Here is a 25,693-nt window from a genome sequence, read left to right as displayed (position 1 = left end):
CATTCATTGGTCCATACAATGTCAATTCGATCATGAACCCAATTCTGGTCTATTGTTTGGGACTTGGGTATTTCTTTAATATGTACAAAAACAAGCCTCTCGTGCGAAAGGGAGGTGTGTTGATAATGAGCCACCCCACGCGCAACGATTTGACCCGGTCTTTCACCCTTCCTACATTGACTTTTACGAAAACGTCCTAAGTGAAACCACAGATCCAATTGAGATCGAGGCAAAGTACGAAAAGAGTTACGCTGAGGACCCCTGGTATATCCATCTCTATAGAACAGGTAACGCATACCATGAGTTCATCCGTTCTATATGTGGTACTGGGGAGCCCACGCACTTGACCACCTCGGAGCAGTGATTATTCTTGGTGGCGACCTAAGGTTGCAAAGCGACTGGGTTTCATGGCAGCAAGTACCCTTAATGACGCATTAGCAATGGCCTCGGCTTATGTTGGTACTTCTCCGTCGATTACACACTTGCACTCACCTCCTCTGTGATGGCTCAAGTTGAATAATCTAGAATTCGAAAAGATCTAATACCAAGGACGAGCAATGGCAAAAATGCGTGGACTACTGGGCAAGATAACTATGCCCTTCCCACTTGGTCGGCCCACTTGGCCAGCCAATGTAGAAAGAACAATTCCCAAGTCAAAACTCGGTGCAAACTACGATACAGAATGGGCTAGAAGGTACTCAGTACGTCTTGTACGATCACTGATAACTGACTATGTCACTAAACCCGCGATAAATATAGTTGCTTCCCAAAAGTGCTCGGTACCGATCGCCTAAAGGGTATCGACGTACCTGTTATCTTTGCCGCTAACCATGCCTCTCACTTAGATACTCCGCTTCTACTCTCGGTGCTTCCAGATGACTTTCGCCACAAGACGGCTGTTGGAGCCGGAGCAGACTACTTCTTTGACCGCAAATACAAGGCAGTCATCTGGTCATTCCTCTTAGGAGCAATTCCTATCGAGAGAACAAGGGTATCGAGAAGATCAACCGATTTAGCCTTAGAGATCCTGCGCGATGACTGGAACCTAATTCTCTTCCTGAAGGCGGCAGAACCCCTGACGGTTTCGCAAGGGAGTTCAAAGGGGGCGTCGCGCAGCTAGCCCTAAAGACAGGCTCGACCATCGTACCCGTCTTCATAGGTGGCACCTATGAGGTCCTAGGTAAAAATAAAAAAGGCTTTAGCCCCGGTTCTACAGTTGTAAACTTTGGCAGGCCAATAAGTCCTAGCGGTTCAAATCCCCGTGATTTAACCAAAGAGTTACAAAGTGCGGTCAACCGTCTTGGAGATGAAGTCTACAGCGACTACTGGGACGCTGCGCTAAGAAGCGGAGCAAGTTCCACGCCGGACTTGGCCGACAATGGCGATAATTCCTGGATAGCAGAGTGGAATCGTCCCAGGTTTAGCGACACCTTTGAAGATTCAAAGAAAAGTCGTTGGCCAAGATTACCATTTATCGACAAGCCACTCTGATTTAAAAGCCTGCTAGAGAAAGACGAGCCGAGCCTTAAGGTCGACGTCGACATATTTATTATCCAATGTACTCCCAGGGAACGGCTTTCTCTCGGTTTAGGTAAGGCCAAATTACACGATGCCAGCTCGTTATTTATAAGGTCAGTTTTAAGGATAAAATCATCTACCCGTCGCTCTTTGGCTGTCTAGCGGTGTTATCCCATCCACTTATAACCTAACTACCAATCGCTCCAAGGACTAACCCCTGGTTGATCCAAACTCTAGATACGAGGAGACTTATACTTGGACCTAACGCCTAATAAAACGAGGGACTGAGATAGCCTAAGGCAGTACTAATTGGTTAAAAATTGAAAAATCGGCGCCGAAAGAGCGGCTATGATTGCACTAGACGCAGACCCGAAGGAGCTATAGAATCTGGCTCACTAACCAACTCGGTAACAAATTCCGTTTTATGACCAGGAAAGACGGAGACTGAATAAAGTTTGGCCCCACCGTCTTCATCATAGGTAATCCTCTCACACCAAAGCGCCGGCGAGTCACGCGGTACTCCAAGCAACTTGGCATCGTCATGGTCGATTGCAATGGCCACAATTGTCTGCACCGCCCGACTCAGACGCTTAGCTAGATTACCCCGCTCCCCCAAAAGATCATACAAACTCGCCTCCTCCAGTTCAGGTATCGAAAACTGAGCACCAATTTGCGCCGGAACCCAACTGTAACCCTAGCAAACGGATTACCATCGGCGAGGTTGATTCTCGTTATGACAAGCAACTCGCCCTCGCCGAGAATCTCTTCAGCCGGCCCTCGGCGATCTCAACCCGTGCGGAGATAATCTTCCTGCCCGGTTTAACACCTCGTTCAGACATCTGGCTTCAATGGTAGTGAAGCGCCCTAAGCTCTGACGTACCGGGTCTGAATTCGCGATCCAACCAAAACCCTGTCTTGAGTCAACAAGGCCCTCGCTTCTCAAGACATCGAGAGCTTTTCTTACAGTAATCCGACTAGCCCTATGAGTTCGTGAAAGGGCCGCCTCGCTCGGTAAGACCGAGCCACGACTCACCTGTCCGGACACAATTTGCGTACGGAGGCTGGATGCAATCTCTATATATCTGGGTGTTTTTTTGCTTTCTATATTCCCAAGATACCCAAAGTTGGATACAATTCCAAAACCGAGCCCTCAACAATCATTAAAAGCAAAAAAGTAAAAGCTAGGTTCTAATTTAGCGTTACAACTTAGGCTAGGTACAAAAAGCGCCTAGGCGAGAGATTCTCTGGTTGGGTAGATTCTCTGGTTGGTATATATTCGCTCACCGACCTATAAGCAGCCAATCTCCTCTGTAGACATTAGTTAGCTGTTCAACTTCGAGATGCGCCAAAATCGTTTGGCTAATTTCCGAGAGCGCGATCAACTGTTGGCCACTCAACACATTCGCAAAGCAATGACAGACTGCTACGGCGTGGATAGGCTCCGCCATAGTGATTCGCTTCAGACCCTCTTCAGTGAGCACCTTAATCGATCCACGCCGATCGGTGCTACATATCCTTGCGAACAACGACGCCACGCACGCCATCCGGCTAAGCTGCTGAGAGGTACGACTGCGCTACCAGCCAAGACCGCTGGCGAGATCCATCGAACGCATCTGGTGGTCAGAAGACTTCGAGAACACAGCACTGGTCCTCATCGACCACCACGTCGGCACGATCAGCTGGGCGGGCGAACTCGTGGTCGAAGAGAAGGAGCAGTTTGTTGCTGGCAGCACAGCTCAAGATGTGAGTTACGGTCATCGCGCGCTTCGCTGAGGCGGCTGGTATACCTCTTGTCCTCACGAGCAGCCTCGAAACCGAAGCACAAGGACCGCTATTGCCCGAGTTCGAAAAGTTCCTTCCCGAAGAGTTCGTCGCGCGCATCAAGCGAGAGGGAGTCATCAATGCTTGGGAGGACCCGGCTTTCGCCGAGGCAGTGAGAGCCACTGGCAAGACGAACTTGCTGATAGGTGGTTTGACGACCGATGTCTGCTTGGTCCCCCAGCCCTATCGGCGAAAGAAGAGGGCTTCAACGTCGTAGCACTGATGGACACCTCGGCTGCTTGCACCAAAATCGGTGCCCAGAACAGCCGTGACCTCTTACTAGCCACGGAAATCGAGTTGATGACGGTGATACCCATGATCACCTCCATAATCTCAGGAACTACTAGAACCCTGCCTCTGGGGAGCTTTACGCCGCGTCCGGTGAAGAGGGTGTCTATCACGCCTTCGCCCAGGGCGACCTCCGCTAACATCGCCACCGGAACCCTCGTCGTATCTGCGGTGTGAGGGTTCCGGTGGCCCGAGATTCAAGAGGGTACAACTTTGCGTGATTGGCCCAGCGCATCACAAGAGCGAGGCTTCTTCTTGCCTGTAGCTGAAGCCCTGACAGTCGGCGTCGTGTTCGTCGCGGTATTGCTGATTGGTTATCACTCACCACGCCCGCGCGATGGCCGCGTCGACGTGGTTGGCAGTCCGGCATCCGTTCCGGCGCTAGTTCATCAATGTCAATCAAAGCAAACCGGGGGCTCTCGACCTTGTCCGGGCTCGCTCGAGCGAAATAGGCCTCGAGTCGCTACGCGAGGGACGGATATTCGGCGTCCTCACTCTAAGCAGCAATCCAACTCTCTACGTTGCCGGCGCCAACGGGCTGTCAGTGACATCTGGCCTCGAAACGAACTCTTACACTCGATGATCTCGCAGAGCGCTCCATTGCACACCGTCGACAAGTTGCCCCTACTGCCCAATGACACGTCGGGGCTACCCCTCTTCTATCCAGTCTTTGGCGTTGTAATTGCCAGCTACCTGTTCGGGATCGCGTCGGTGACTACGGGTCGGAGCCTCTCACCGACTGGTCGCTGGGCCCCGGCGTCCCTGCTTGCATCGCTACTCGCCGCATTATCAACGTTGATTGCTCGCTTCAGTACTCAAACCATCAACGGCCACGCCACTATCGTCTTCCTCTTTCTCCTGTCGCTTGTTGTAGGTGCGGAACAGCGATGTTCCTCGGTATCTTCAACACCTTTCGCGCAACCATGGCCACTGTGGTCCTGGTGCACTCGCTAGCGCGAGCGGGGTCTGCTCCGGCTCCGTGCATCCTCGTTGGCTCGAGCGTTGCGCGGCCTCTTGCTTATGAGTGTGGCACTTACTGGTATTCGCGACGACCACGCAGACTGAACAGATGAGGTTGGATCACTCCAACCCACTGAAGTAGGCGGCGTCGCGAATACCAGTAAGTGCCACACTCATAAGCAAGAGGCCGCGCAACGCTCCGAGCCAACGAGGATGCCACGGAGCCGGGAGCAGACCCCCGCTCGCGCTAGCGAGTGCACCAGGACCACAGTGGCCATGGTTGCGCGAAAGGTGTTGAAGATACCGAGGAACATCGCTGTTCCGCACCTACAACAAGCGACAGGAGAAAGAGGAAGACGATAGTGGCGTGGCCGTTGATGGTTTGAGTACTGAAGCGAGCAATCAACGTTGATAATGCGGCGAGTAGCGATGCAAGCAGGGACGCCGGGGCCCAGCGACCAGTCGGTGAGAGGCTCCGACCCGTAGTCACCGACGCGATCCCGAACAGGTAGCTGGCAATTACAACGCCAAAGACTGGATAGAAGAGGGGTAGCCCCGACGTGTCATTGGGCAGTAGGGGCAACTTGTCGACGGTGTGCAATGGAGCGCTCTGCGAGATCATCGAGTGTAAGAGTTCGTTTCGAGGCCAGATGTCACTGACAGCCCGTTGGCGCCGGCAACGTAGAGAGTTGGATTGCTGCTTAGAGTGAGGACGCCGAATATCCGTCCCTCGCGTAGCGACTCGAGGCCTATTTCGCTCGAGCGAGCCCGGACAAGGTCGAGAGCCCCCGGTTTGCTTTGATTGACATTGATGAACTAGCGCCGGAACGGATGCCGGACTGCCAACCACGTCGACGCGGCCATCGCGCGGGCGTGGTGAGTGATAACCAATCAGCAATACCGCGACGAACACGACGCCGACTGTCAGGGCTTCAGCTACAGGCAAGAAGAAGCCTCGCTCTTGTGATGCGCTGGGCCAATCACGCAAAGTTGTACCCTCTTGAATCTCGGGCCACCGGAACCCTCACACCGCAGATACGACGAGGGTTCCGGTGGCGATGTTAGCGGAGGTCGCCCTGGGCGAAGGCGTGATAGACACCCTCTTCACCGGACGCGGCGTAAAGCTCCCCAGAGGCAGGGTTCTAGTAGTTCCTGAGATTATGGAGGTGATCATGGGTATCACCGTCATCAACTCGATTTCCGTGGCTAGTAAGAGGTCACGGCTGTTCTGGGCACCGATTTTGGTGCAAGCAGCCGAGGTGTCCATCAGTGCTACGACGTTGAAGCCCTCTTCTTTCGCCGATAGGGCTGGGGGACCAAGCAGACATCGGTCGTCAAACCACCTATCAGCAAGTTCGTCTTGCCAGTGGCTCTCACTGCCTCGGCGAAAGCCGGGTCCTCCCAAGCATTGATGACTCCCTCTCGCTTGATGCGCGCGACGAACTCTTCGGGAAGGAACTTTTCGAACTCGGGCAATAGCGGTCCTTGTGCTTCGGTTTCGAGGCTGCTCGTGAGGACAAGAGGTATACCAGCCGCCTCAGCGAAGCGCGCGATGACCGTAACTCACATCTTGAGCTGTGCTGCCAGCAACAAACTGCTCCTTCTCTTCGACCACGAGTTCGCCCGCCCAGCTGATCGTGCCGACGTGGTGGTCGATGAGGACCAGTGCTGTGTTCTCGAAGTCTTCTGACCACCAGATGCGTTCGATGGATCTCGCCAGCGGTCTTGGCTGGTAGCGCAGTCGTACCTCTCAGCAGCTTAGCCGGATGGCGTGCGTGGCGTCGTTGTTCGCAAGGATATGTAGCACCGATCGGCGTGGATCGATTAAGGTGCTCACTGAAGAGGGTCTGAAGCGAATCACTATGGCGGAGCCTATCCACGCCGTAGCAGTCTGTCATTGCTTTGCGAATGTGTTGAGTGGCCAACAGTTGATCGCGCTCTCGGAAATTAGCCAAACGATTTTGGCGCATCTCGAAGTTGAACAGCTAACTAATGTCTACAGAGGAGATTGGCTGCTTATAGGTCGGTGAGCGAATATATACCAACCAGAGAATCTACCCAACCAGAGAATCTCTCGCCTAGGCGCTTTTTGTACCTAGCCTAAGTTGTAACGCTAAAATTAGAACCTAGCTTTTACTTTTTTGCTTTTAATGATTGTTGAGGGCTCGGTTTTGGAATTGTATCCAACTTTGGGTATCTTGGGAATATAGAAAGCAAAAAAACACCCAGATATATAGAGATTGCATCCAGCCTCCGTACGCAAATTGTGTCCGGACAGGTGAGTCGTGGCTCGGTCTTACCGAGCGAGGCGGCCCTTTCACGAACTCATAGGGCTAGTCGGATTACTGTAAGAAAAGCTCTCGATGTCTTGAGAAGCGAGGGCCTTGTTGACTCAAGACAGGGTTTTGGTTGGATCGCGAATTCAGACCCGGTACGTCAGAGCTTAGGGCGCTTCACTACCATTGAAGCCCAGATGTCTGAACGAGGTGTTAAACCGGGCAGGAAGATTATCTCCGCACGGGTTGAGATCGCCGAGGGCCGGCTGAAGGAGATTCTCGGCGAGGGCGAGTTGCTTGTCATAACGAGAATCAACCTCGCCGATGGTAATCCGTTTGCTAGGGTTACAGTTTGGGTTCCGGCGCAAATTGGTGCTCAGTTTTCGATACCTGAACTGGAGGAGGCGAGTTTGTATGATCTTTTGGGGGAGCGGGGTAATCTAGCTAAGCGTCTGAGTCGGGCGGTGCAGACAATTGTGGCCATTGCAATCGACCATGACGATGCCAAGTTGCTTGGAGTACCGCGTGACTCGCCGGCGCTTTGGTGTGAGAGGATTACCTATGATGAAGACGGTGGGGCCAAACTTTATTCAGTCTCCGTCTTTCCTGGTCATAAAACGGAATTTGTTACCGAGTTGGTTAGTGAGCCAGATTCTATAGCTCCTTCGGGTCTGCGTCTAGTGCAATCATAGCCGCTCTTTCGGCGCCGATTTTTCAATTTTTAACCAATTAGTACTGCCTTAGGCTATCTCAGTCCCTCGTTTTATTAGGCGTTAGGTCCAAGTATAAGTCTCCTCGTATCTAGAGTTTGGATCAACCAGGGGTTAGTCCTTGGAGCGATTGGTAGTTAGGTTATAAGTGGATGGGATAACCACCGCTAGACAGCCAAAGAGCGACGGGTAGATGATTTTATCCTTAAAACTGACCTTATAAATAACGAGCTGGCATCGTGTAATTTGGCCTTACCTAAACCGAGAGAAAGCCGTTCCCTGGGAGTACATTGGATAATAAATATGTCGACGTCGACCTTAAGGCTCGGCTCGTCTTTCTCTAGCAGGCTTTTAAATCAGAGTGGCTTGTCGATAAATGGTAATCTTGGCCAACGACTTTTCTTTGAATCTTCAAAGGTGTCGCTAAACCTGGGACGATTCCACTCTGCTATCCAGGAATTATCGCCATTGTCGGCCAAGTCCGGCGTGGAACTTGCTCCGCTTCTTAGCGCAGCGTCCCAGTAGTCGCTGTAGACTTCATCTCCAAGACGGTTGACCGCACTTTGTAACTCTTTGGTTAAATCACGGGGATTTGAACCGCTAGGACTTATTGGCCTGCCAAAGTTTACAACTGTAGAACCGGGGCTAAAGCCTTTTTTATTTTTACCTAGGACCTCATAGGTGCCACCTATGAAGACGGGTACGATGGTCGAGCCTGTCTTTAGGGCTAGCTGCGCGACGCCCCCTTTGAACTCCCTTGCGAAACCGTCAGGGGTTCTGCCGCCTTCAGGAAAGAGAATTAGGTTCCAGTCATCGCGCAGGATCTCTAAGGCTAAATCGGTTGATCTTCTCGATACCCTTGTTCTCTCGATAGGAATTGCTCCTAAGAGGAATGACCAGATGACTGCCTTGTATTTGCGGTCAAAGAAGTAGTCTGCTCCGGCTCCAACAGCCGTCTTGTGGCGAAAGTCATCTGGAAGCACCGAGAGTAGAAGCGGAGTATCTAAGTGAGAGGCATGGTTAGCGGCAAAGATAACAGGTACGTCGATACCCTTTAGGCGATCGGTACCGAGCACTTTTGGGGAAGCAACTATATTTATCGCGGGTTTAGTGACATAGTCAGTTATCAGTGATCGTACAAGACGTACTGAGTACCTTCTAGCCCATTCTGTATCGTAGTTTGCACCGAGTTTTGACTTGGGAATTGTTCTTTCTACATTGGCTGGCCAAGTGGGCCGACCAAGTGGGAAGGGCATAGTTATCTTGCCCAGTAGTCCACGCATTTTTGCCATTGCTCGTCCTTGGTATTAGATCTTTTCGAATTCTAGATTATTCAACTTGAGCCATCAACAGAGGAGGTGAGTGCAAGTGTGTAATCGACGGAGAAGTACCAACATAAGCCGAGGCCATTGCTAATGCGTCATTAAGGGTACTTGCTGCCATGAAACCCAGTCGCTTTGCAACCTTAGGGTCGCCACCAAGAATAATCACTGCTCCGAGGTGGTCAAGTGCGTGGGCTCCCCAGTACCACATATAGAACGGATGAACTCCATGGTATGCGTTACCTGTTCTATAGAGATGGATATACCAGGGGTCCTCAGCGTAACTCTTTTCGTACTTTGCCTCGATCTCAATTGGATCTGTGGTTTCACTTAGGACGTTTTCGTAAAAGTCAATGTAGGAAGGGTGAAAGACCGGGTCAAATTCGTTGCGCGTGGGGTGGCTCATTATCAACACACCTCCCTTTCGCACGAGAGGCTTGTTTTTGTACATATTAAAGAAATACCCAAGTCCCAAACAATAGACCAGAATTGGGTTCATGATCGAATTGACATTGTATGGACCAATGAATGGCAAACCCATAGTCAATATGTCGGATTGTCCAGAGACATGAACCAGTTGTTGCTTGTAGACCCGCTCAAGCGTCTTTTCATGGACGGCGTCTACCTCACCTGCGTTCACGCCAGTAAGGCCATAGGGAGATCTTATGGAGTGAAAGATATTACGAGCCATCCATGGGGAGTGGCCTCTAGAGCTTTAGATGTGGTGATGAATTTCGCGCGGTCTTTTAGGTTCCACTCCCATTCGCGCTTTTGGAGGAATTCGAATTGCTTTGGAAAGGTGTCGTTATTTAGAGTGGTTTCGATCTGGAAGATCTTGATGCCTGCCTCTTTTATGACTGCTCCCATCCTCCAGTTGGACGAGTGCAACTGCGAATTGTGACGATCCATAAATGACTTAGAGTGGACCATTGTCTTTACGTTATGGTGATGTCTTAGGCTCCGATAGCTAGATAGACCAGTAGCTACGCTCTTGTGGCCGCCATCCATGGAGACTAAATTGACATTTACATAGACTATCAGGTCGCTTTCAGCGGCGCGCTTGGAGATTTCGACCTCTTCGCCCTGTGGCGTGAGGCCTATAAAGCTAAGCCCCTTGGGATCTTCGGCGTCGTGCTGCAAAAGGAGACCGCGTGGGTAAAACGAGTCATAAACTCGATCTCCGACCGCATGGCGAAGTTCGGATTCGGTCATTCGGCGATGGAGAGCTAAAGCAGCTATCAGCACCACGTCCTCGACGCCTGCTCTAGCCGCACGCTCTAATACTGCTTCAATTATTAGGGAGCGAATGTCGGGTGAGACCATTTGAGGAAGAGGAAGCGACACGTCGTCAAAGGCGATTGTCAAGCGCATCCCTGAGGTCAGAAGGGTATCCAACGGATCGCTATCGCCAACTGGGTTGTCCAGAGCATCTTCGATGGCCCCGAGAGGGTCAGATAAAGATGGTAGCGATTCAGGTGCATAGATGACAGATGAACCTTCGGGAAGTTTTTCAATTCGATAGCCTTCGCCGTGCCAAAAGAGAGTTCCCGGATACGACTTGTCTACATTTAGGATAAATCCAGGTCTAGGACTCAATTAGGATGCCTTTCGAGGTGTGTGTGAAACTTTGGATGCAGGGTCAAATGCGATCTTGGTCGCTCCTCTGCGCCCTGAATTTCTAGCGTGATTAATTGCTTCTTCGAAATCTTCGAGGGGATAAATTGTCGATACAAATCGCTCCAAGCCAAGCGAGTTGGCTCTTTGAATAGCGAGTTCAAATGTTCGTATCGTCTTATCTTCGTAGATTTCGCTACCATATGCGTAGGTGCCCACGATAGAGATTTGTTTGTGCCAAAGCGGAGTTAAATCTATTCGCATCGGAGAAGGAAGACCGGAGAGAATTACAGTGCCACCAGGTCTAGTTATTTCGAGTGCATGGCTTAAGGTTTCATTTGTGCCAACACAATCAAATGTGGTATCGAAGCCGCCCATTACCCTATTGGCAACCATGATACCCTTTGACTTTCGCCTTGCAGTTCGACGTAGTTCGTCGTTGGAACGTAAAATCGAGGCACCGAACGAACTAGCTAGTTCGGCTTGGTTTGAGTAGCGGGCTAAGGCACTTACCTTGGCCTCAGGCGCCAAGGTGAAGAGGGCTGCGAGCGTCATCTGACCGACGGTTCCAGCGCCAATAACTGCTACCTCAGAATCGGCCTTGGGCTTAGCTCGCAGAACTCCATGCATGGCACATGCAAGTGGTTCGATCATGAGGGCTGCTTCATTTGAGATCGACTCTGGCAAGTCATGGATTTGGCTCGGGTGGGCGATAAAGTTCTCAGACCATCCTCCGCCAGTTGAATGGCAGTAGCCAGTTTGAATTCCACTATTTAGTGATCCGGAGATGGTGTTTATGCATTTGTCGGTAGCGCCAACGCTGCAGTAGTCACAGAGGGGCGAGATTTCTCGTACGATGCAACTTAATCCCGGTTCAATTACCACTCGCCTTTTAGTCCCATCGTCATTGGGGGCAAGCGCAACAATTTCATGGCCGGGGACAAAAGGAAAGCTGGTGAAATCTTCGAAGTATCGAGAAGAAGATGAGTCCAGCATGGATATGTCAGAGCCACAGATTCCGCTCAAAAGTACCTTGCATTGTTGATAAGGAAGGTTTCTATTTGGTAGTTCGAAGTTAGTTGTGAAGTCTAAGGGAGAGACCGACGCATTGAAACGCGAACTAACCACGCTAAGAGTCCGCGTCGCCGCGTACCTCGTTGGAGATCTTGAGAATACTAAAGCTTTCATCGTGCTTTACCAATCGGGAGGAGTAGTTTTGAATGTCCTGGTTGCCGTTCCCAATTTTCTATCGTCCAACCCCGTCTTTTTGCCATCGCTAGTAGGCGCGGTTCTGGATTTACAGCCACCGGGAAGCCAACAGCCTCCAGCATTGGAAGATCGGATGACGAGTCCGCATATGCAACGCATTTGGAGAGGGATACCTCGTATTTATCGGCAAAGTCTCCGAGCAGAATGGCTCGCGCTTCCCCGGTAGGTGGGGTTTGATCTAAGTTTCCGGTAAGGCGTCCACGGCTATCGGTCGTCATGGTACATGCGACGATGTCGTCAAAGAGTGGCGCTAATGGTGCTATGACAAAGTCGAGTGCTCCAGTTATCAGTATCGTCTTGTGACCCAATCTGCGGTGATGGCGAATCCGTTCGATAGCCCGAGGAAATGCTTTCTTTAGGAGGTAGGAGTTGAAGAGTTCGTTGGCGTCTTCACTGAGATGAGCCGCTTCTGCCTTTGAATAGCGTCGATAGAAGTTGCGCAGAAAGTCACCTCTATCACTTCGATCAGAGGCTATCAGCGACGGTCCTTCAGCCATTAGCGCGAGCGAAAAAAGTGCTTTCTTACCAAGAGGGAGATCTTTTGTTGCAAACCAGGCATATGCATCGACGACATTGGATGCTATAACTGTGTTCTCTAGGTCAAAAGCTGCCACTTTGAATTCATCGTTCAATATGGATGAGGTGGTACGATCCACTCGAGCGCTAGTGGACTTGCGATCTGGGGTCGTCTTTACTCTTGCGTGTTTGACTACTGAAGGTAGATGAATCTCTGTTACAAAAGAGTCCCAATTGATCAGTCGCGGATCGAATGCAAAATCTAATTGATCTGAGGCGCTTTGCTTATTCCAAAGCGCAAGGAGGTTCTTTACGTCAAAGATAGCTTCGGTCTCCGCGTAGGAGCCATAGAGCTTGACGTATGAAAGGGCTCTATTTATAGCCTCCTTCTTCTCCTCTAAGTCTGTTACGAGTTCGGCTCGTTCCCCTCTGAGGGGGAGATGTGAAATTATCGAATCAGCGAATTCTAAATTGGTAGCTAACCTTGCGAGTTGTTTTTGGACCCGACCTCGGCCGGGGAAGTTCCACTCTGGTACCAGGATAGGTTGTCCCTGTGAATCATAAAGTGGGTGTTCTAGGAACCACTCTCGCACTAGGTCGACAAGGACCTTATAGCGTAGAGGATTAGCAGAGCCCGAGGCAACCTGATAGACAGGAATATTTGTCGAAGGTTTTGGCTTATCTTCCGCAGCTACAGCAAGGATGGTACCAGTTACAAAGTCGACGGGAATTACGTCGATTATGCCTTCAGGTACTCCGGGGAACTCCTTGAGGAGACCTCTAGCGTAGGAGATGATGATAGGCTCTGCCATTCGAAAGCCCTTTATCCACCCCGGAAATGGGTGGATCATTGAAGATTCAATAATAGAAGGTCGAACGACAGAGATGGCAAGGTCGGAGTGGTTGGAGACCAGTGCCTCTTCGCCTAATGCCTTTGTGTAGGTGTAGGCATCGGGCCATCCAAGCGACTGAGCTCTAGCAATTCCTAGTTCAACCAGACGATCATTAACCCATTCGTCGCGAATCTTTTCGAGTTTTTGAGCTAAAAGCGGTCCACCAACCGCCCCTAGTTCTTTACGGGCGCTCTTTTTGAAGTCCTCGAGGCGCTCTGGGACTCGGGAGTCTCGTTCGACCTCGTCACGTAATTGAGAGGCTACGTTAACTTCAGTTTTAAAGTCAGGCATCGGCGAGAACGGGGTATTTCGAAGAAGCTTTTCGGGTGCTAACCCTCTGCGATAGCCAGCCACGTAGGCGGTTGAAACTGTAATAAAGTGGGTGTCGGTAGGGGCTTTCCCGGCTCTTTGGGCAGCCGCTTTGATTGCATCACCGACATTTGTTGGTCCAAGAAGGTTTACTGATACCGCTTGTGTCAATGGTGAGTCGAAACTAACGGTAGCTGCAGAGTGTACCACGATGTCAGCACTTGCAAGAGCGTCAAGACCAGAGTCGTCTAGGCCCAGAAGGGGCTTTGATACATCGCCTGGGACAGCACTTAGATGTGAATTTATGTAACGGTCGAAGTCATCGCCAAAGCGTTCGCGCATGAGGTTGAATGCATCATTTTTAATGATCTCTCGCTTGGCACGCTCTATCGGAGATGCACGACGGCCCGCCCTAATCAAAAGGATCAGCTTTGCGTCGGGAATAACATTTAGGATTCGTTCCGCTAGGGCAGTTCCTAGAAAACCGGTTGCTCCGGTCACAAAAAATGTTTTGCCTTCGAGTGTTTGAGATATCAATTTTTCACCGTTTCTGCAATGAACTCGCTTGTTTTGGGCTTGGACTGCATTGTCACACCTTGATTGACGATTAAACCCAAATAATTACTACGTTCACTATTAGTTCGGCCGTGGGAACTATTTTTTGTTATCATGTTCTGAAGATGCACCACCCTTGGGTCCCAATCGGCCCAAGCTTCCGTAGAGTTGACTGCTAGGTGCTGGAGTTGGTTGTCTCTTTTTGCGGGGCTTTGGTGGTGTAATGCGTCGTGATTCGAATTGAATTTGATTTTGAGTCGATGTGGCCTTTGCTGACTGCTTCGCCTCTGCGTTAGCTTTGATCCGATCCTTCTTGGGTTGCATGACAAATCTAAAGCCAGAAAAGGCCGCGAAGATAACAGCAGGCATCATCAAAACGACATATTTGCCAAGAGGTCCAAGTGAGAGTGCTAGTCCTGCGAACCCGACCCAAATTCGTTTGCCTACAAAGACTGTAAGCGCAAAGAAGAGGGCAATCGCAACACCTTCAATCGCGTATATGTATGGAGATGATTGACCTTTGACGACCTTATCGTGAAGGTGGGGTATCCACAAGATCAAATAGACGACTATTGCATAGATTGCTATGGCGAAGCCAAGTAGCTTTTCTTTTTTATTTAGAAGCGAACGCACAGTTGTCTAGTTTATGCCGGCTTGGGGGATGTTTTCGACATCAATTGACTTATGATCCTTCAAATGCTGCCAGTTATAGCTTTTTGGCCCCCTCGAAGGGGTCTAATGGGGCTACTTAGTAGCCGAAAGAGATGCTATTGCCAAAGGGATGTCTTGGATGTGGATCTCTGGAGGTGGCAAAGCTCACTACATCTCCTGAGATGACTGTAACACCGGCCATTACAAGAGGATCCACGTTGTGCTCGTCATTTAGATGTTGCGCTACGATTCGAATTCCTCGGTCATGTGCAATTGCCAGGAGAGAAGAGAGGGAATTCGGAATTGCGCGGTTAGCGTCGCTAACTGCTTCATTGGCGCTGATTGCGAGATATGTTACCATTGGCATGCAGATGTCATGGAAGCGTAGTTCTCGATTCTCTACCGAAGAGATCATTAGCTCGCATCGAAATCTAATTGCTAATGCCGAAAGTGCGGTGAGGAGGTCTGGATCTTTTGCTAGTTCTCCTGAGGTGATTGAGAGGACGAGCCTTCTATGTCGTTCAAAGGTTCGGGCAAAGTTAGCGACAGAATATGCCAGGTCTCCGACCCCTTGCACGCTGATCGGCCCCAATTCGACTAAGACCTTTGCTCCTCTATATGTCATTGACGACGAGAAGATCTCGGAAGTTGGACCCATCTCTGTCAATTTTCTAAGAACAGAGAGGTGGTGTCCATCGTTGGAGTTTGCCACATCGAGGCCAGGTCTAAAGGCGACAAGTTCAGGTCGTACGTCACCTATTTGGCTTGCTAGAAAGGTGGTCGGTTGTAGGTCGTTTGGAATCCGGCGATCATATGAATGTGGCGCAGGACTGCCGGTTAGCGACTCTATGGCATGGCGCAACTTTGCCATTTCCACATAGTCGGCACTAAAGCGTAGGTAGAGAGTGGGCACTAGGTCAGATCTCAACTTATTTGTTGCCTGGTCTTCGATCTTTCTTTTTGAAAATTCAAAGGTCTCGCGAAGGTCGATTTCACCAAATTGTTCTCGATTATCGTGAAATGAGAGTCGCGCCCGACCACGCTCTTTGGATCGATACATCGACTTGTCAGCATTCGCCAGAAGATCTAGGCCGCTTATGCCAGCCGCGCCGAGTGCGATGCCCATGGATATCGAGACATTTAACTCGAGTTGGCCGATTGAATAGAGGTCATTGAGTCTATTGAAGGCGCGGGTAGCAATTTCGATCAATTCGTCCCGTTCAGGGGCATTTTCTACAAGAACTACGAATTCGTCTCCAGATAGGCGTGCCACGGTATCCGTATCCCTAAATACCCCAAGGAGGCGTCGGGCAATTTGTACTAGAACTTGGTCGCCTGTTTGGTGGCCGTAGGTGTCGTTAATATGCTTGAATAGGTCGATGTCGATGAAGATTACTGCGGTCCGCGCATTGGTTCGCTGTGCTTTCCCCAGGGCGACGCCGAGTCGATCGTTGAATAATTCGCGATTTGGAAGGCCGGTTAGGGAGTCCTTGAAAGCCATCTCGCGAAATTTCTCGAGGCTCCTTTGTTCAGAAAGGCGGAGGCCGACGTTATCGGCGACCAGTGTTGCTGAAATACTCCAATCCAGTGCGATTGATTTCTCTTGAGAACTCCAGAATTTCCTGTCTTTTGAGATCGTTGATGCTCCAAAACCTATTAGGCCATCCGAAGTGGAGATTGGGACTATCGCATATGGCTTTTGTTGGACTAGATCTACTATCTCGTTTGTGTAGAAGCTGGAATCGGTGTATTCGATGAGTAGTGGCTCATGGGAAGCCGCAATAGTGCGATAAAAAGGAAGGTAGGAAGCTTCGACTCCGATCCAATTACTGCGAATTTGCTCCGTTTTGTTTTCGTCACATCCAAAGCTTGCAATGACGGAGATCTTGCTTTGATTTTCAAATAGAACAAATAGAGCGGATTCGGATCCAAGGGTTAATGAGAGGGATCGTGCAAGAAACTTTGCCATTTCATCACGGGTGATAATCTGCGTGGCGGCGTCCAACATGGGTGCAAGTCCATCGGTTGCTCTAAGGCGGAGCTCTTTTTGCTGGTCTTCTTGAAATTGAGTAAATAAAAGCGCGAGATGTGCCAGCAAAAGGGTAACACTTGGGGAATCCACGAGGTTATTCCAGCTGCTGTTTATCGGTTTCTCAAGGACGATTACGCCCAATTTACTCTCACCGCGACGAAGTGGGACGACTATTCCATGGCGACTTCCATCAGCGTTGGAGCGCGAATCTTTAAAGTGCATCGCATCGATATAGTTTGAGTCGAAGTCAATAGGTGTCCGTAACTCAAATGCTCTATCAGAGAGGCTGGAAAGTGCGCTTAGAGTCTTTTTGGTTGGATAGGAGCTATTGAAGTTTACTACCTCCCCGTTCGAGCAAGCTACAACTGGGACTAGTCGACCTTGATCAAGCGCATATAAGGTGGAATTAGAAAATCCTAGATGTATTGCAAGACAACTACAGAGGCTGCGTAATCCTGTAACCCAAGAATCCGCGGTAGCTGCGGCGCTGGAGAGTTCAAGGATAAGTCTGTCTAAGGCTTCGTCTGAGGTTGGGTCAAAGGATGCCGTTACGTCTTTAGGGATGAGCCTGGATAATTCAGCGATTGATGGAGTATTCCACTCCTTGGCATCGATGAGAATTAAGGCAAGATTTGACTTGTAGATAGGGACTATGAGTTGCCAGGAGTGGTCGTTTAGAGTCAAAATTTCGGGGATGAAGTGGCTCAGTTCTTCCTTGAGAGGCGTCGTCATCTTGACTCTACGTGGCTTATGCGAAGGTAATGCCATTTTAACGTGGCGAATGACTTCCTTGGACTTCATCCAATCCGTTGAGCCTAATTCAAGAGTGATTGTCTCGTTCTTTGTCTTCGAAGCTCTCTTGGCGACAAGTCCCATAATCGAGTTAGCATCATTGAAGGTGATGGCTATGACGAAGGTTGCCTTTGAAGCGAAGGTGAATTCGGTAATAGCTCGATCGAGATGTTCGATAGGAACGCGATTTGATGTAAGCATTTATTTGGCTCGCGCTCCTTTTTTCTGGTGTAGCCGCATTCTCTGGGCGGGTGGTGGACCAACTACTTTATGTGACTTATCATAGCACTAGTTTGTGGCTGTAAGGGTATTTTGCACAATTAGTGACAATAAATGCCGTCAGCGATTTTTTGTTCGCGAGTAAATGCAATTCATTCTTGTGTGAAAACGATTCTACTAATCCGATGTAACCCTTTGGTAAGGAAAGCCGGCTCACTATGTCCATATCGGAAGGAAATCACCCCGCAACTTGCTTGCATGAATCTATACAGCTCATTATCTTACTTAAAATCTGAACTCGGTCGGAGTGATTCTTCTATTAAAGTTATTGAAATTGATGAACTAGATGCAATAATTTTGCTCCTCTAGCTATAACTTTCAGGCGCCAAGGTCGCGGGAGTGTGCATTTTTTATTTACTTCAATTTATAGGTGTTCGTTCATTTTGGGTTCTTTCATCTATCTAGTTGTTCAGTACAACAACGCAAAATCTGGCATTACGGCTATTCTTTGTAAGGCCGATTAGTAAGGCCGATTAGTAAGGCCGATTAGTAAGGCCGATTAGTAAGGCCGATTAGTAAGGCCGATTAGTAAGGCCGATTAGTAAGGCCGATTAGCTCTGGTACTTGCCTAAGTGAATAACCTACAAGATTCCTTATATATAAGTAGTTTGCCCGTAGAATCGCCCCTGGTGCACGGCTATCGAAGTCTCCTAAGTTGCTCTTTAGGGTAACTACAACTTGAGGTTTTGATATTAGGTTAAAGGTTTATGAAATGTCAAGGTAAAGCCTGATCGTCTCTATTGACTTCTAGGAACAAACCCGACCGCGTCTTGTGCTCTTTGCAGGGTCTCGTTGGCTGTAATTTCAGCCTTTTCGGCGCCCATACGCATTAATCTTGCTAGTTCAGCTTTGTCATCTAGTAAGTTATTTAATCTGTCTCTTATCGGTGCCAGATTTGTAACGAGCACTTCCGTTAGATCGTTTTTGAGCGCTCCATAGCTCGAATAAGATTGAGCAATCGATCTTGGATCTTTGCCGGTCGCTACACCAAATATCTCTAAGAGGTTGGAGATTCCCGAACGGTTTTGAGGGTCATACTCCACGCAATTGTCGGTATCGGTTACGGCCTTTGAGATCTTCTTTTTGATTTGATCAGCTGGTTCAAGCAGATAGATTATACCCGCAGGCGAGGAGGAGGACTTAGACATCTTTTTTGTTGGATTTGAAAGATCCATTATTCGGGCACCGATTGTAGGAATCGATGGTTCCGGTACCGTGAACACCTCGCCGTATAGTCGGTTGAAGCGCATCGCTAGGTCTCTAGTGAGTTCTAGATGTTGCTTTTGATCGTCTCCAACTGGTACTTTATCTGCTTGATACAATAGGACGTCTGCTGCCATAAGCGCAGGATAAGTAAAGAGACCGGCCCTAACACTTTCGCTTCCACGGCCCTTGTCTTTGAATTGGGTCATTCGGTTAAGCTCGCCCATGCTGACAGTGCACTCCATTAGCCAGGCTAAATTTGCATGTGCTGCTACGTGGCTCTGGACGAAGAGTGTGCATTTATCCTGGTCAAGACCGGCGGCCAAAAGAGTTGCAAATAGTTCCAATGTGCCCAAATAGAGTTCTTTCGGATCGTGCTCTATCGTTATGGCGTGAAGATCTACGACTGTGAAATAGGAGTCTTGGAGCTCTTGTTGGGCGACCCAGGACTTTATTGCTCCAAAGTAGTTACCGATATGTGCTTGTCCCGTTGGTTGAATTCCTGAAAGTACCCTCATCAAGCCAAGATTCTAACCGCTCGAGAGATATCTTCATCAAGCTCCTCAAAGTTAAACGCTGTAGAAGTAGCCCAGTGTCTAGCCTCTTTTTTCAAATGGGACATGGCTTTCTCCCATATGGTCTCTGTGAGCCGAGTTACTTTCTCGATCAGGGTTACAATGGCCATTGGCAATTTATTGATTTGCTAGCTTTGCTATTGGTTGAGATAAGGAGCTTTGCGGTGTCAAAGGAAAAGTCCAAAGTTATAGGACTTGTTGTGGCTATGGAAGAGGAACTCCTTGAGCTCCGTAATCGTCATTTCCAGGGTTTTGAAATCACTGAGGGGCTCGTTCCGATGTCTCAAAGTCAAATCGGGGATTCAATCGTTGTGATGGCTTATTCGGGGATGGGTAAAGTTAACGCTGCGATGGCCGCAGCCTCCCTGGTAGAGAGGTACACCGTAAGTGCACTTTTAATCTCCGGATTAGCGGGATCTTTGGATGATCGGTTAAACATCGGTGACATAGTGCTTGCAAGTGGCGCCTTTCACCATGACTTTGACCTTCGTCCCATTTTGAATTCGCCTGGCATTCTTCCGGGAGCAAGTTGTCATCTAATCTCTGCCGATCCAGGGATTTTGGCGCTTGAGGTGGAGATAGCCAATAGATATTGCCTTTCTAATGTAGGTAGCGAATCGTCTTTTGGATCGGGTGCAATCTCGCGATCGATTAAATGTGTGATAGGCGAAGTGGCTTCCGGAGATGCGATAATAGGCACAAAAGCGCAAAAGATTGCAATAAAGAAAAATTTCCCCGATGCGATCTGCGTTGATATGGAAAGCGCTGCTCTTGCTCAGGTGGCGCTTGCAGCAGGGGTGCCCTGGGGTGCTATTCGCGTAATCTCGGACTTCGCCGATGACTCCTTTGACATGAATATGGTTGTAAATTTTTGCGTCAATGAGGCAAGTTCAACTATTGCGCAAGTCATTAGCGCACTAGTTCGAGACGAGAAGATTCATCGAGGCTGATCGTCAAGTTACCTGGTTACCCTTTGTTATCTGATAGTTTTCTGTGGTGTGTTATTGGGGATTTCAAATTGGAACAGATCTGATCTGACCATTTGTCGTGCTATTCACAATCAAGGTTTGTTGGCCCGGGTAATTAGTCAGATTGGGATTTCCAAGGAGGCTTCATGGCCGATCTGCCTAGTGCTTTGTGGGAGTTGGCGCCATGTCTGTTCTTTTTTGATTTATGTTTAGGGCTTCTTTGAGTGGATCAAAGGTTTGATGGGAACCGAAATAAATTTGTATTTGTCGCAGGGGCGATTTTCTGGTGAGATTTATGGCTGGTGAGATTTATGGATTTGGTAATAGATTGAACATAAGAACATAAAAAGCATTGCTCGGATAAATGTGGTTGGTGGGCACTTTAGGATTCAAGAGTGTCACTTGGGTGGATTCGATGGGGAGTTGATGTTCGCAAAGACTAAGGCGAAATATATACAAGCTAGCGCATAAACAGCGCCTCTGGGTCGAGCTTTTCCAGTTCGCGAAGGCGCGGATTGACTAGATGCAGTTTTCCCAGAAGATTTGACGTTTTGGATAGATTTAAGAATCGTAACTGAAAGAGATGTAGCCAAGATATGAGTTGATGGGTCGACCTGACCTTTCTTTAATCTTCGGTCCATCCCGCCAAAATCTTTGAACCGTCTAATTCTTTGTTGGACTAACATTCTTTGGAACTGCGCAAAATATGCACTTCAACGAAGCATCGAGCATTTATAGCGAACATAAATGGGTCTTCAATGATGATGGTCGAAATTGATTGCTACGTCTGACTTTTTGCAAACTTTATGCTTATCTATGGGTAAAGTCGATATGGTTGAGCATTTTCTCGTTTCAACCTTGCACCCCATGCTATCTAGTAGTGGGGAGTCCCCTCTGGGTAAAACGGCCACGAGTTGGCTGTTAGACGTAGAACAAGTTTCGATAATGACACTCTATGAGAGGCCGGGTATCCTCTTCTTGACCTTGTTATTTGATGACTTTGTCGTAAGTTTTTCTAGTTCGTAGTCAAAGTCTGCCTCTCTAGACATCCACTTTCGAATGTTGTAGATCGCAGCGTAGGTAAATGGCTCCATGCACAGGACCCATAGAACTGCAGAGCCAAGTTCTTGATCGGCCATTCCCGAAAGGGTCTTTCCTGGTATATGTAGGTAGACACTGTAGAAGGGAACTGATGCGAAGCCCATTATCATGGCCAGGATCCAAGAGAGGACCGTTGTGAAGAATATCGGGACAATCCGCTTGATCTCGGGGTAGATGCGAGGTCGAATTGGATGGGAATCTACTAAATGGATCCAAAGAAGCATTCCTGAGACCACAAAGAAAAAGTGCATAAAGTTGTGGACCACCTGGTTTCGTTCCGCCAGGTCAAGTAGGGCTGGAAAGTGCCAAAAGTACATGTCGACGTTGAAAAACAAGAATCCGAAAACTGGGTTCATGAAGAAGTTTCCAATGGACCTTAAAATTGAGGTTTGTTCGCTCACAAGAAATGTTCGACCTAGGGATCGACGCCATTTGACAGGGAGTCCTCTGTAGATAACTAACCATGGAGCCGATATCACTATTAGCGCTGGTGCATAGACCATCAACATGACATGCTGGAACATGTGGACCCAGAAGTAAGTATCGGACCAATAGTCAACAGGTGACATTACAGCCAGAACCAGGATGGCAATTCCACTTCCGAAGATCAACGCATTGAGTCGCCGCCGTTTGGGCGATCGTTTTGAACCCCGAGCAATTGTGGCCTCGAGTCTTCGGTATCCGATCACATACAAGACCACAGGTATTCCCGTGAGTATGAAAAATATCGGATCGAACCCCCAATGGCTCAGCAGATATTTATCTACAAACGTCATTGCTACCCCGCACTAGTCTCGTCGTACCGTTTAAACACCCTTTATTCTAACAAAGAATAATTATTAGTGGTGATCAACCCTCTCCAAGTTCCTTTGTGATGAGTTTTTTACGGTATGGCAATTGTCTCGTCTCTTAGGCGTGACGGACCTTGTTGATGCGCGCTATCGATTATTTTAGATCAGTTCTATGACTAGAGTGCTTGGGCTAATTGGCGAGGGGTTCTTTAGGCTATACGACCTTGAATTCGAGATATTCGACCTCAAGCTTAGATAAGTCGACGCGGTAGATTGAGCCCTTTGCGCATCTGATCGAGTCAGGGCTATAGCGTTCTAACAGTCGTAGGATTAAGGGAATAATGTTTCCATGGCTGCAGATCGCGTGTTCTCCTTCGAGATGGATCACCTCTTCGATAAAGGCATCCAACTCTTTGATCGAGGCATCTTCTCCGATTCGACGATCAATCATGATCTTTTTTTGGGTCACGGTGGACAAAGGCGTCAGTGTCTCGATAGCACGGGCATAGGGAGATGCCCACAGAAAATTTATTGGTCGATTTCCAAGATGTTGAGCGATCATCTCAGCCTGCAACTTCCCTTTGGCAGAGAGACTCCGATCTTGATCATCCTTTGAATCGTGCAAGCGTTCTCCTGCTTTTGCATGGCGGATCAGATAAAGATTCGAAGCTGTCATTATTGTCTCCTTAGCTTTTTGGCTTGATTTGGCGTAGTTGCGGCTAAATAAACAGAACATACGTGGTAGCTTGGCGAAGCTACAGCGCCCAAGCCGATCTAATACAATTTAGGTAAAGGTGGCAATTAACCAGCTTCAACGGTGGCGAGCTTTATCTATAACTTATGATGTTATAGACGCAAAGGCATCTTTTATTGTGACTGACTTGTTAATTATTTAGCCCTAGGGTCAACTTGGGTGATCTGCTACCTCGATTTGACGGTAGCACCCATGAGTTAGCGAAATTTGGTGAAGAAAGCGAACGATTATCTGAGCGACTAGGTCGCAATGGTCAAATTGGGCGCAGTTAGGCGAGCTCTATTATTGTTTGTCCTTCTTCAACGAAGTCACCCGGGGCTAGGGATAATTTTGCCACAACACCGTCAGTCTCTGCTGAGACAGGTATCTCCATCTTCATCGATTCGATGATGGCTACATCGTCTCCTTTGGAGATTGATGATCCAACTGCAACGCTGAAGGTAATTAGCGTTCCAGACATGGGACTTACTATTTTCATTGTCTTCCTTGAGATATTGACTTGTCAAAATAATGCCACATCAAAGCTCGGTCTGTGTTTGATTTTCATCTTGATATCTATCCGAATTAGAAATGAGATCTACCTGTAGCGGCTAATTTTGGAGGCTACCCATTATTGCTGGACTTGAAAAAGGTCGCCTTCGTTATCATTTTATCCCTATCGATTTCAAACTTTCAGATCCATGGACAAAGAGTTAGCGCCCTCTTGATGGGGGAGGTAGATGCTACAAGTGATCTTACCTTGGGATGGAGAATAGTTCTTGATGGTTATCTGGGCTGACTCGGTTTTTCGTGTCTCTTTTAGCGAACACAGTTTGTTCGGATGTGTTGGGACTTTACGTGACGATTGGGAGGTTTTATGGGAACATCGGTCTTTGGTAGATCTGGGCTTGGACTATCTTGCCTACAGTTAATGGAGCCTTCAGAGGTGCCTGGTAGTGTTAATGGTGACGTTGAGGTCTAAACATTTGGTGATTTGTTCAAAATTTTTGGTCGATGTGGGTGAAGTTGGTTTAAATGTCCTTTGAAGTCAAGATGGATATTTATGAGGGACCCATTGGCCTATTGCTCTCTTTGATCCAAGGGCAGGACCTAGATGTCTATCAATTGTCTATCTCTAAGTTGGTGAGCGACTACCTTGTGGAGATCGAGAGGCGCAAGGCGATAGACCTTGAAGTAGCCACGGAGTTTTTATTGGTAGCTGCTACTTTGTTGGAGATTAAATGTAGGCGGTTATTCCCGAACCTTACCGCTTTAGATGATGAAGAAGAGATTGCTTTCTTTGAAGAGCGTGACCTTCTTCTGGCGCGTCTGCTTGAATGCAAGACCTATCGAGATGTTTCTTTAGTGATTGCGTCGCTTTTGGAGGTTGGGGGAAGAAGGCGATCTCGAGATGCTGGATTTGGGATCGAGCTCTCTCACTTGGTCGCCGATCCCTTGGGTAAGGTTTCTCCAGACAAGCTAGCTCTCGTCTATCGAGAAGTGGTTTCAAGACAACCCAAGGAGAGTCTTGGTCCGATCCATGTAACGCCGCTTCCCAAGGTTTCAGTAGCCCAAGCTAGAGATAAGATCTTGGCTCGATTGACCCTCAAAAAAGAGGTACCTTTCGATGAATTGATTGAGTTTTCTTCTCATCGAATTGAAATTGTAGTGATGTTTCTTGGGCTTTTGGAGCTCTTCAAATTGGGCAAAATTGAGATATCGCAGGAGGGAAGCAGTTCTCCAATTTTGCTTTCGGCTCGACTACTGGTTTAGCCATGCGGTTCTCTGGGTCAAAGTGGTCTCATGTAATGGGTGCAAACTAGGATAAGTGGTACCATTACCCGAGTTCTCGGGGCCATGCAAATGTAAAAATGATGAATTTGAAGTTGGCTGGTTGAACTCACGATTAAATAGCACTCCAGATTTGCTGGAACCTCGAAGGTATAGACATTGTCGGAATTTGAATTATGCGCGATTGTAGAGGCTATATTGTTCGTGGCAACTGAACCAGTTACCGTCGATCAGCTCTGTCGAGCTAGCCGTTATGACCCCAGCCAGATCCGCGATGCGATCGATACACTAACGCAAAAGTATGATGATAGCGTTTCCGGCGTGGAATTAGTTGAGGTAGCTGGAGGATTTCGTCTTTATACTAAGCCTACTTTGAACGAATATTTGAAGAACTTCTCTGATGACGTCAATGAGTCTAAACTTTCGGGTGCAGCTTTGGAAACTTTGGCAATAGTCGCATATCAGCAACCCATTTCACGAGGAGCCGTATCCACAATTCGAGGGGTTAACTCAGATGCAGTCATGAGACTATTGGGGGTGAAGGGCTATATAGCTAGCGTGGGAAGAGATTCTGGTCCGGGATCGGCAGTGCTATTTGGAACGACAACCTTGTTTTTAGAAAAAATTGGTCTGGGCTCTTTGGGCGATCTTCCTCATCTGGCGGACTTTACCCCACCAATTGAGATAGCTGAGGCCTTCGAAGTTACCTTGAGAGAGGAGGCGTAA

23 protein-coding genes and 3 pseudogenes are annotated in these 25,693 nt (G+C 48.6%); 11 read left to right on the top strand and 15 right to left on the bottom strand.

Annotated features, from left to right (window positions below):
- From ACIDITHRIX25_RS93300 to ACIDITHRIX25_RS93290, 3 genes and pseudogenes are all read left to right on the top strand, one after another.
- A pseudogene (locus ACIDITHRIX25_RS93300) lies at positions 1–503 on the top strand (lactate racemase domain-containing protein); the annotation flags it as partial.
- A 54-nt stretch (positions 504–557) separates the two neighbouring features.
- Positions 558–794, top strand: coding sequence for a hypothetical protein (locus ACIDITHRIX25_RS93295; RefSeq protein WP_201732927.1), 237 nt, complete (start codon positions 558–560; stop codon positions 792–794).
- Positions 773–1,120, top strand: a complete 348-nt coding sequence (locus ACIDITHRIX25_RS93290; RefSeq protein ID WP_201732926.1) for a lysophospholipid acyltransferase family protein — start codon at positions 773–775, stop codon at positions 1,118–1,120. The genes ACIDITHRIX25_RS93295 and ACIDITHRIX25_RS93290 overlap by 22 nt, the downstream gene beginning before the upstream one ends.
- 744 nt (positions 1,121–1,864) lie before the next feature.
- Here the strand turns inward: ACIDITHRIX25_RS93290 and ACIDITHRIX25_RS93285 are convergent.
- The 3 genes and pseudogenes from ACIDITHRIX25_RS93285 to ACIDITHRIX25_RS93275 form a co-directional block, all read right to left on the bottom strand.
- Positions 1,865–2,194 (bottom strand): annotated as a pseudogene (locus ACIDITHRIX25_RS93285) (UTRA domain-containing protein); the annotation flags it as partial.
- Between the two features lie 90 nt (positions 2,195–2,284).
- On the bottom strand, positions 2,285–2,590 hold the full coding sequence (locus ACIDITHRIX25_RS93280; RefSeq protein WP_502756215.1) for a GntR family transcriptional regulator: 306 nt from the start codon (positions 2,588–2,590) through the stop codon (positions 2,285–2,287).
- Positions 2,591–3,138: 548 nt separating this feature from the next.
- Positions 3,139–3,417 carry a hypothetical protein gene (locus tag ACIDITHRIX25_RS93275; RefSeq protein WP_213333421.1) on the bottom strand — a complete coding sequence of 93 codons (279 nt, stop codon included), beginning with the start codon at positions 3,415–3,417 and terminating at the stop codon, positions 3,139–3,141.
- A 6-nt stretch (positions 3,418–3,423) separates the two neighbouring features.
- Between ACIDITHRIX25_RS93275 and ACIDITHRIX25_RS93270 the strand changes: the two genes are divergently transcribed.
- On the top strand, positions 3,424–3,804 hold the full coding sequence (locus tag ACIDITHRIX25_RS93270) for a hypothetical protein (protein WP_201732923.1): 381 nt from the start codon (positions 3,424–3,426) through the stop codon (positions 3,802–3,804).
- Between the two features lie 36 nt (positions 3,805–3,840).
- On the top strand, positions 3,841–4,581 hold the full coding sequence (locus tag ACIDITHRIX25_RS93265; protein WP_201732924.1) for a hypothetical protein: 741 nt from the start codon (positions 3,841–3,843) through the stop codon (positions 4,579–4,581).
- 253 nt (positions 4,582–4,834) lie between these two features.
- Here the strand turns inward: ACIDITHRIX25_RS93265 and ACIDITHRIX25_RS93260 are convergent, their stop codons facing one another.
- Together ACIDITHRIX25_RS93260 and ACIDITHRIX25_RS93255 are read right to left on the bottom strand one after the other, a co-directional pair.
- Entirely contained in the window at positions 4,835–5,575 is a 741-nt protein-coding gene (locus tag ACIDITHRIX25_RS93260) for a hypothetical protein (RefSeq protein ID WP_201732924.1), read from the bottom strand.
- A 36-nt stretch (positions 5,576–5,611) separates the two neighbouring features.
- Entirely contained in the window at positions 5,612–5,992 is a 381-nt protein-coding gene (locus ACIDITHRIX25_RS93255) for a hypothetical protein (protein WP_201732923.1), read from the bottom strand.
- Between the two features lie 6 nt (positions 5,993–5,998).
- On the opposite strand from ACIDITHRIX25_RS93255, the gene ACIDITHRIX25_RS93250 reads away from it, so the two are divergent.
- Together ACIDITHRIX25_RS93250 and ACIDITHRIX25_RS93245 are read left to right on the top strand one after the other, a co-directional pair.
- Entirely contained in the window at positions 5,999–6,277 is a 279-nt protein-coding gene (locus tag ACIDITHRIX25_RS93250) for a hypothetical protein (RefSeq protein ID WP_213333421.1), read from the top strand.
- 486 nt (positions 6,278–6,763) lie between these two features.
- Positions 6,764–7,555 carry a GntR family transcriptional regulator gene (locus ACIDITHRIX25_RS93245; protein WP_349632153.1) on the top strand — a complete coding sequence of 264 codons (792 nt, stop codon included), beginning with the start codon at positions 6,764–6,766 and terminating at the stop codon, positions 7,553–7,555.
- Between the two features lie 374 nt (positions 7,556–7,929).
- Here ACIDITHRIX25_RS93245 and ACIDITHRIX25_RS93240 read toward each other — a convergent pair whose 3' ends face one another.
- The 7 genes and pseudogenes from ACIDITHRIX25_RS93240 to trpS form a co-directional block, all read right to left on the bottom strand.
- On the bottom strand, positions 7,930–8,865 hold the full coding sequence (locus ACIDITHRIX25_RS93240; RefSeq protein ID WP_052605656.1) for a lysophospholipid acyltransferase family protein: 936 nt from the start codon (positions 8,863–8,865) through the stop codon (positions 7,930–7,932).
- Positions 8,866–8,902: 37 nt separating this feature from the next.
- Positions 8,903–10,491 (bottom strand): annotated as a pseudogene (gene larAH, locus ACIDITHRIX25_RS93235) (NPN-dependent hydroxyacid isomerase, LarAH14/15/16 family).
- Positions 10,492–11,697 (bottom strand): zinc-dependent alcohol dehydrogenase, encoded by a 1,206-nt coding sequence (locus tag ACIDITHRIX25_RS93230; RefSeq protein WP_201732921.1) that lies wholly within the window; start codon positions 11,695–11,697, stop codon positions 10,492–10,494. It abuts the pseudogene before it with no gap.
- Positions 11,694–13,997: an HAD-IB family hydrolase gene (locus ACIDITHRIX25_RS93225; protein ID WP_201732920.1), complete on the bottom strand. Its 2,304-nt coding sequence runs from the start codon at positions 13,995–13,997 to the stop codon at positions 11,694–11,696. Before ACIDITHRIX25_RS93225 ends, ACIDITHRIX25_RS93230 begins: the two co-directional genes overlap by 4 nt.
- 153 nt (positions 13,998–14,150) lie before the next feature.
- Complete coding sequence (locus tag ACIDITHRIX25_RS93220; RefSeq protein ID WP_052605660.1) at positions 14,151–14,684, bottom strand: hypothetical protein; 534 nt, start codon at positions 14,682–14,684, stop codon at positions 14,151–14,153.
- A 115-nt stretch (positions 14,685–14,799) separates the two neighbouring features.
- Positions 14,800–17,727 (bottom strand): sensor domain-containing diguanylate cyclase, encoded by a 2,928-nt coding sequence (locus tag ACIDITHRIX25_RS93215; RefSeq protein ID WP_201732919.1) that lies wholly within the window; start codon positions 17,725–17,727, stop codon positions 14,800–14,802.
- An 815-nt stretch (positions 17,728–18,542) separates the two neighbouring features.
- Complete coding sequence (gene trpS / locus ACIDITHRIX25_RS93210) at positions 18,543–19,526, bottom strand: tryptophan--tRNA ligase (RefSeq protein WP_201732918.1); 984 nt, start codon at positions 19,524–19,526, stop codon at positions 18,543–18,545.
- A gap of 221 nt (positions 19,527–19,747) precedes the next feature.
- Between trpS and mtnN the strand changes: the two genes are divergently transcribed.
- A complete protein-coding gene (gene mtnN, locus ACIDITHRIX25_RS93205; protein ID WP_052605663.1) occupies positions 19,748–20,533 on the top strand; it encodes a 5'-methylthioadenosine/S-adenosylhomocysteine nucleosidase in 786 nt (261 codons plus the stop codon).
- 971 nt (positions 20,534–21,504) lie between these two features.
- Here the strand turns inward: mtnN and ACIDITHRIX25_RS93200 are convergent.
- The 3 genes from ACIDITHRIX25_RS93200 to ACIDITHRIX25_RS93190 all read right to left on the bottom strand — a co-directional run bounded on the left by ACIDITHRIX25_RS93200 (position 21,505) and on the right by ACIDITHRIX25_RS93190 (position 23,675).
- Entirely contained in the window at positions 21,505–22,428 is a 924-nt protein-coding gene (locus ACIDITHRIX25_RS93200) for a cytochrome c oxidase assembly protein (protein WP_201732917.1), read from the bottom strand.
- A gap of 229 nt (positions 22,429–22,657) precedes the next feature.
- Positions 22,658–23,119, bottom strand: coding sequence for a SixA phosphatase family protein (locus tag ACIDITHRIX25_RS93195; protein WP_201732916.1), 462 nt, complete (start codon positions 23,117–23,119; stop codon positions 22,658–22,660).
- Positions 23,120–23,465: 346 nt separating this feature from the next.
- Entirely contained in the window at positions 23,466–23,675 is a 210-nt protein-coding gene (locus ACIDITHRIX25_RS93190) for an acyl-CoA carboxylase biotin carboxyl carrier protein subunit (protein ID WP_052605667.1), read from the bottom strand.
- Positions 23,676–23,810: 135 nt separating this feature from the next.
- On the opposite strand from ACIDITHRIX25_RS93190, the gene ACIDITHRIX25_RS93185 reads away from it, so the two are divergent.
- The 3 genes from ACIDITHRIX25_RS93185 (at position 23,811) to scpB (ending at position 25,693) form a co-directional block, all read left to right on the top strand.
- On the top strand, positions 23,811–23,975 hold the full coding sequence (locus tag ACIDITHRIX25_RS93185; RefSeq protein ID WP_201732915.1) for a hypothetical protein: 165 nt from the start codon (positions 23,811–23,813) through the stop codon (positions 23,973–23,975).
- 236 nt (positions 23,976–24,211) lie between these two features.
- Positions 24,212–24,949 carry a segregation and condensation protein A gene (locus tag ACIDITHRIX25_RS93180; protein ID WP_052605668.1) on the top strand — a complete coding sequence of 246 codons (738 nt, stop codon included), beginning with the start codon at positions 24,212–24,214 and terminating at the stop codon, positions 24,947–24,949.
- A gap of 177 nt (positions 24,950–25,126) precedes the next feature.
- Complete coding sequence (gene scpB / locus ACIDITHRIX25_RS93175) at positions 25,127–25,693, top strand: SMC-Scp complex subunit ScpB (RefSeq protein ID WP_052605669.1); 567 nt, start codon at positions 25,127–25,129, stop codon at positions 25,691–25,693.

The sequence above is a fragment of the Acidithrix sp. C25 genome, from assembly GCF_904848545.2.
This window is presented reverse-complemented; position numbering and strand designations above follow the sequence as displayed.

Bases quoted from the DNA above. Each gene is read 5' to 3' on its own strand.
- trpS (WP_201732918.1), bottom strand. From the start codon at position 19,526: ATGAGGGTACTTTCAGGAATTCAACCAACGGGACAAGCACATATCGGT.
- ACIDITHRIX25_RS93230 (WP_201732921.1), bottom strand. From the start codon at position 11,697: ATGAAAGCTTTAGTATTCTCAAGATCTCCAACGAGGTACGCGGCGACG.
- ACIDITHRIX25_RS93275 (WP_213333421.1), bottom strand. From the start codon at position 3,417: ATGACTCCCTCTCGCTTGATGCGCGCGACGAACTCTTCGGGAAGGAAC.
- ACIDITHRIX25_RS93200 (WP_201732917.1), bottom strand. From the start codon at position 22,428: ATGACGTTTGTAGATAAATATCTGCTGAGCCATTGGGGGTTCGATCCG.
- ACIDITHRIX25_RS93250 (WP_213333421.1), top strand. From the start codon at position 5,999: ATGACTCCCTCTCGCTTGATGCGCGCGACGAACTCTTCGGGAAGGAAC.
- ACIDITHRIX25_RS93195 (WP_201732916.1), bottom strand. From the start codon at position 23,119: ATGACAGCTTCGAATCTTTATCTGATCCGCCATGCAAAAGCAGGAGAA.
- ACIDITHRIX25_RS93180 (WP_052605668.1), top strand. From the start codon at position 24,212: ATGTCCTTTGAAGTCAAGATGGATATTTATGAGGGACCCATTGGCCTA.
- ACIDITHRIX25_RS93295 (WP_201732927.1), top strand. From the start codon at position 558: ATGGCAAAAATGCGTGGACTACTGGGCAAGATAACTATGCCCTTCCCA.
- ACIDITHRIX25_RS93190 (WP_052605667.1), bottom strand. From the start codon at position 23,675: ATGAAAATAGTAAGTCCCATGTCTGGAACGCTAATTACCTTCAGCGTT.
- ACIDITHRIX25_RS93215 (WP_201732919.1), bottom strand. From the start codon at position 17,727: ATGCTTACATCAAATCGCGTTCCTATCGAACATCTCGATCGAGCTATT.
- ACIDITHRIX25_RS93240 (WP_052605656.1), bottom strand. From the start codon at position 8,865: ATGGCAAAAATGCGTGGACTACTGGGCAAGATAACTATGCCCTTCCCA.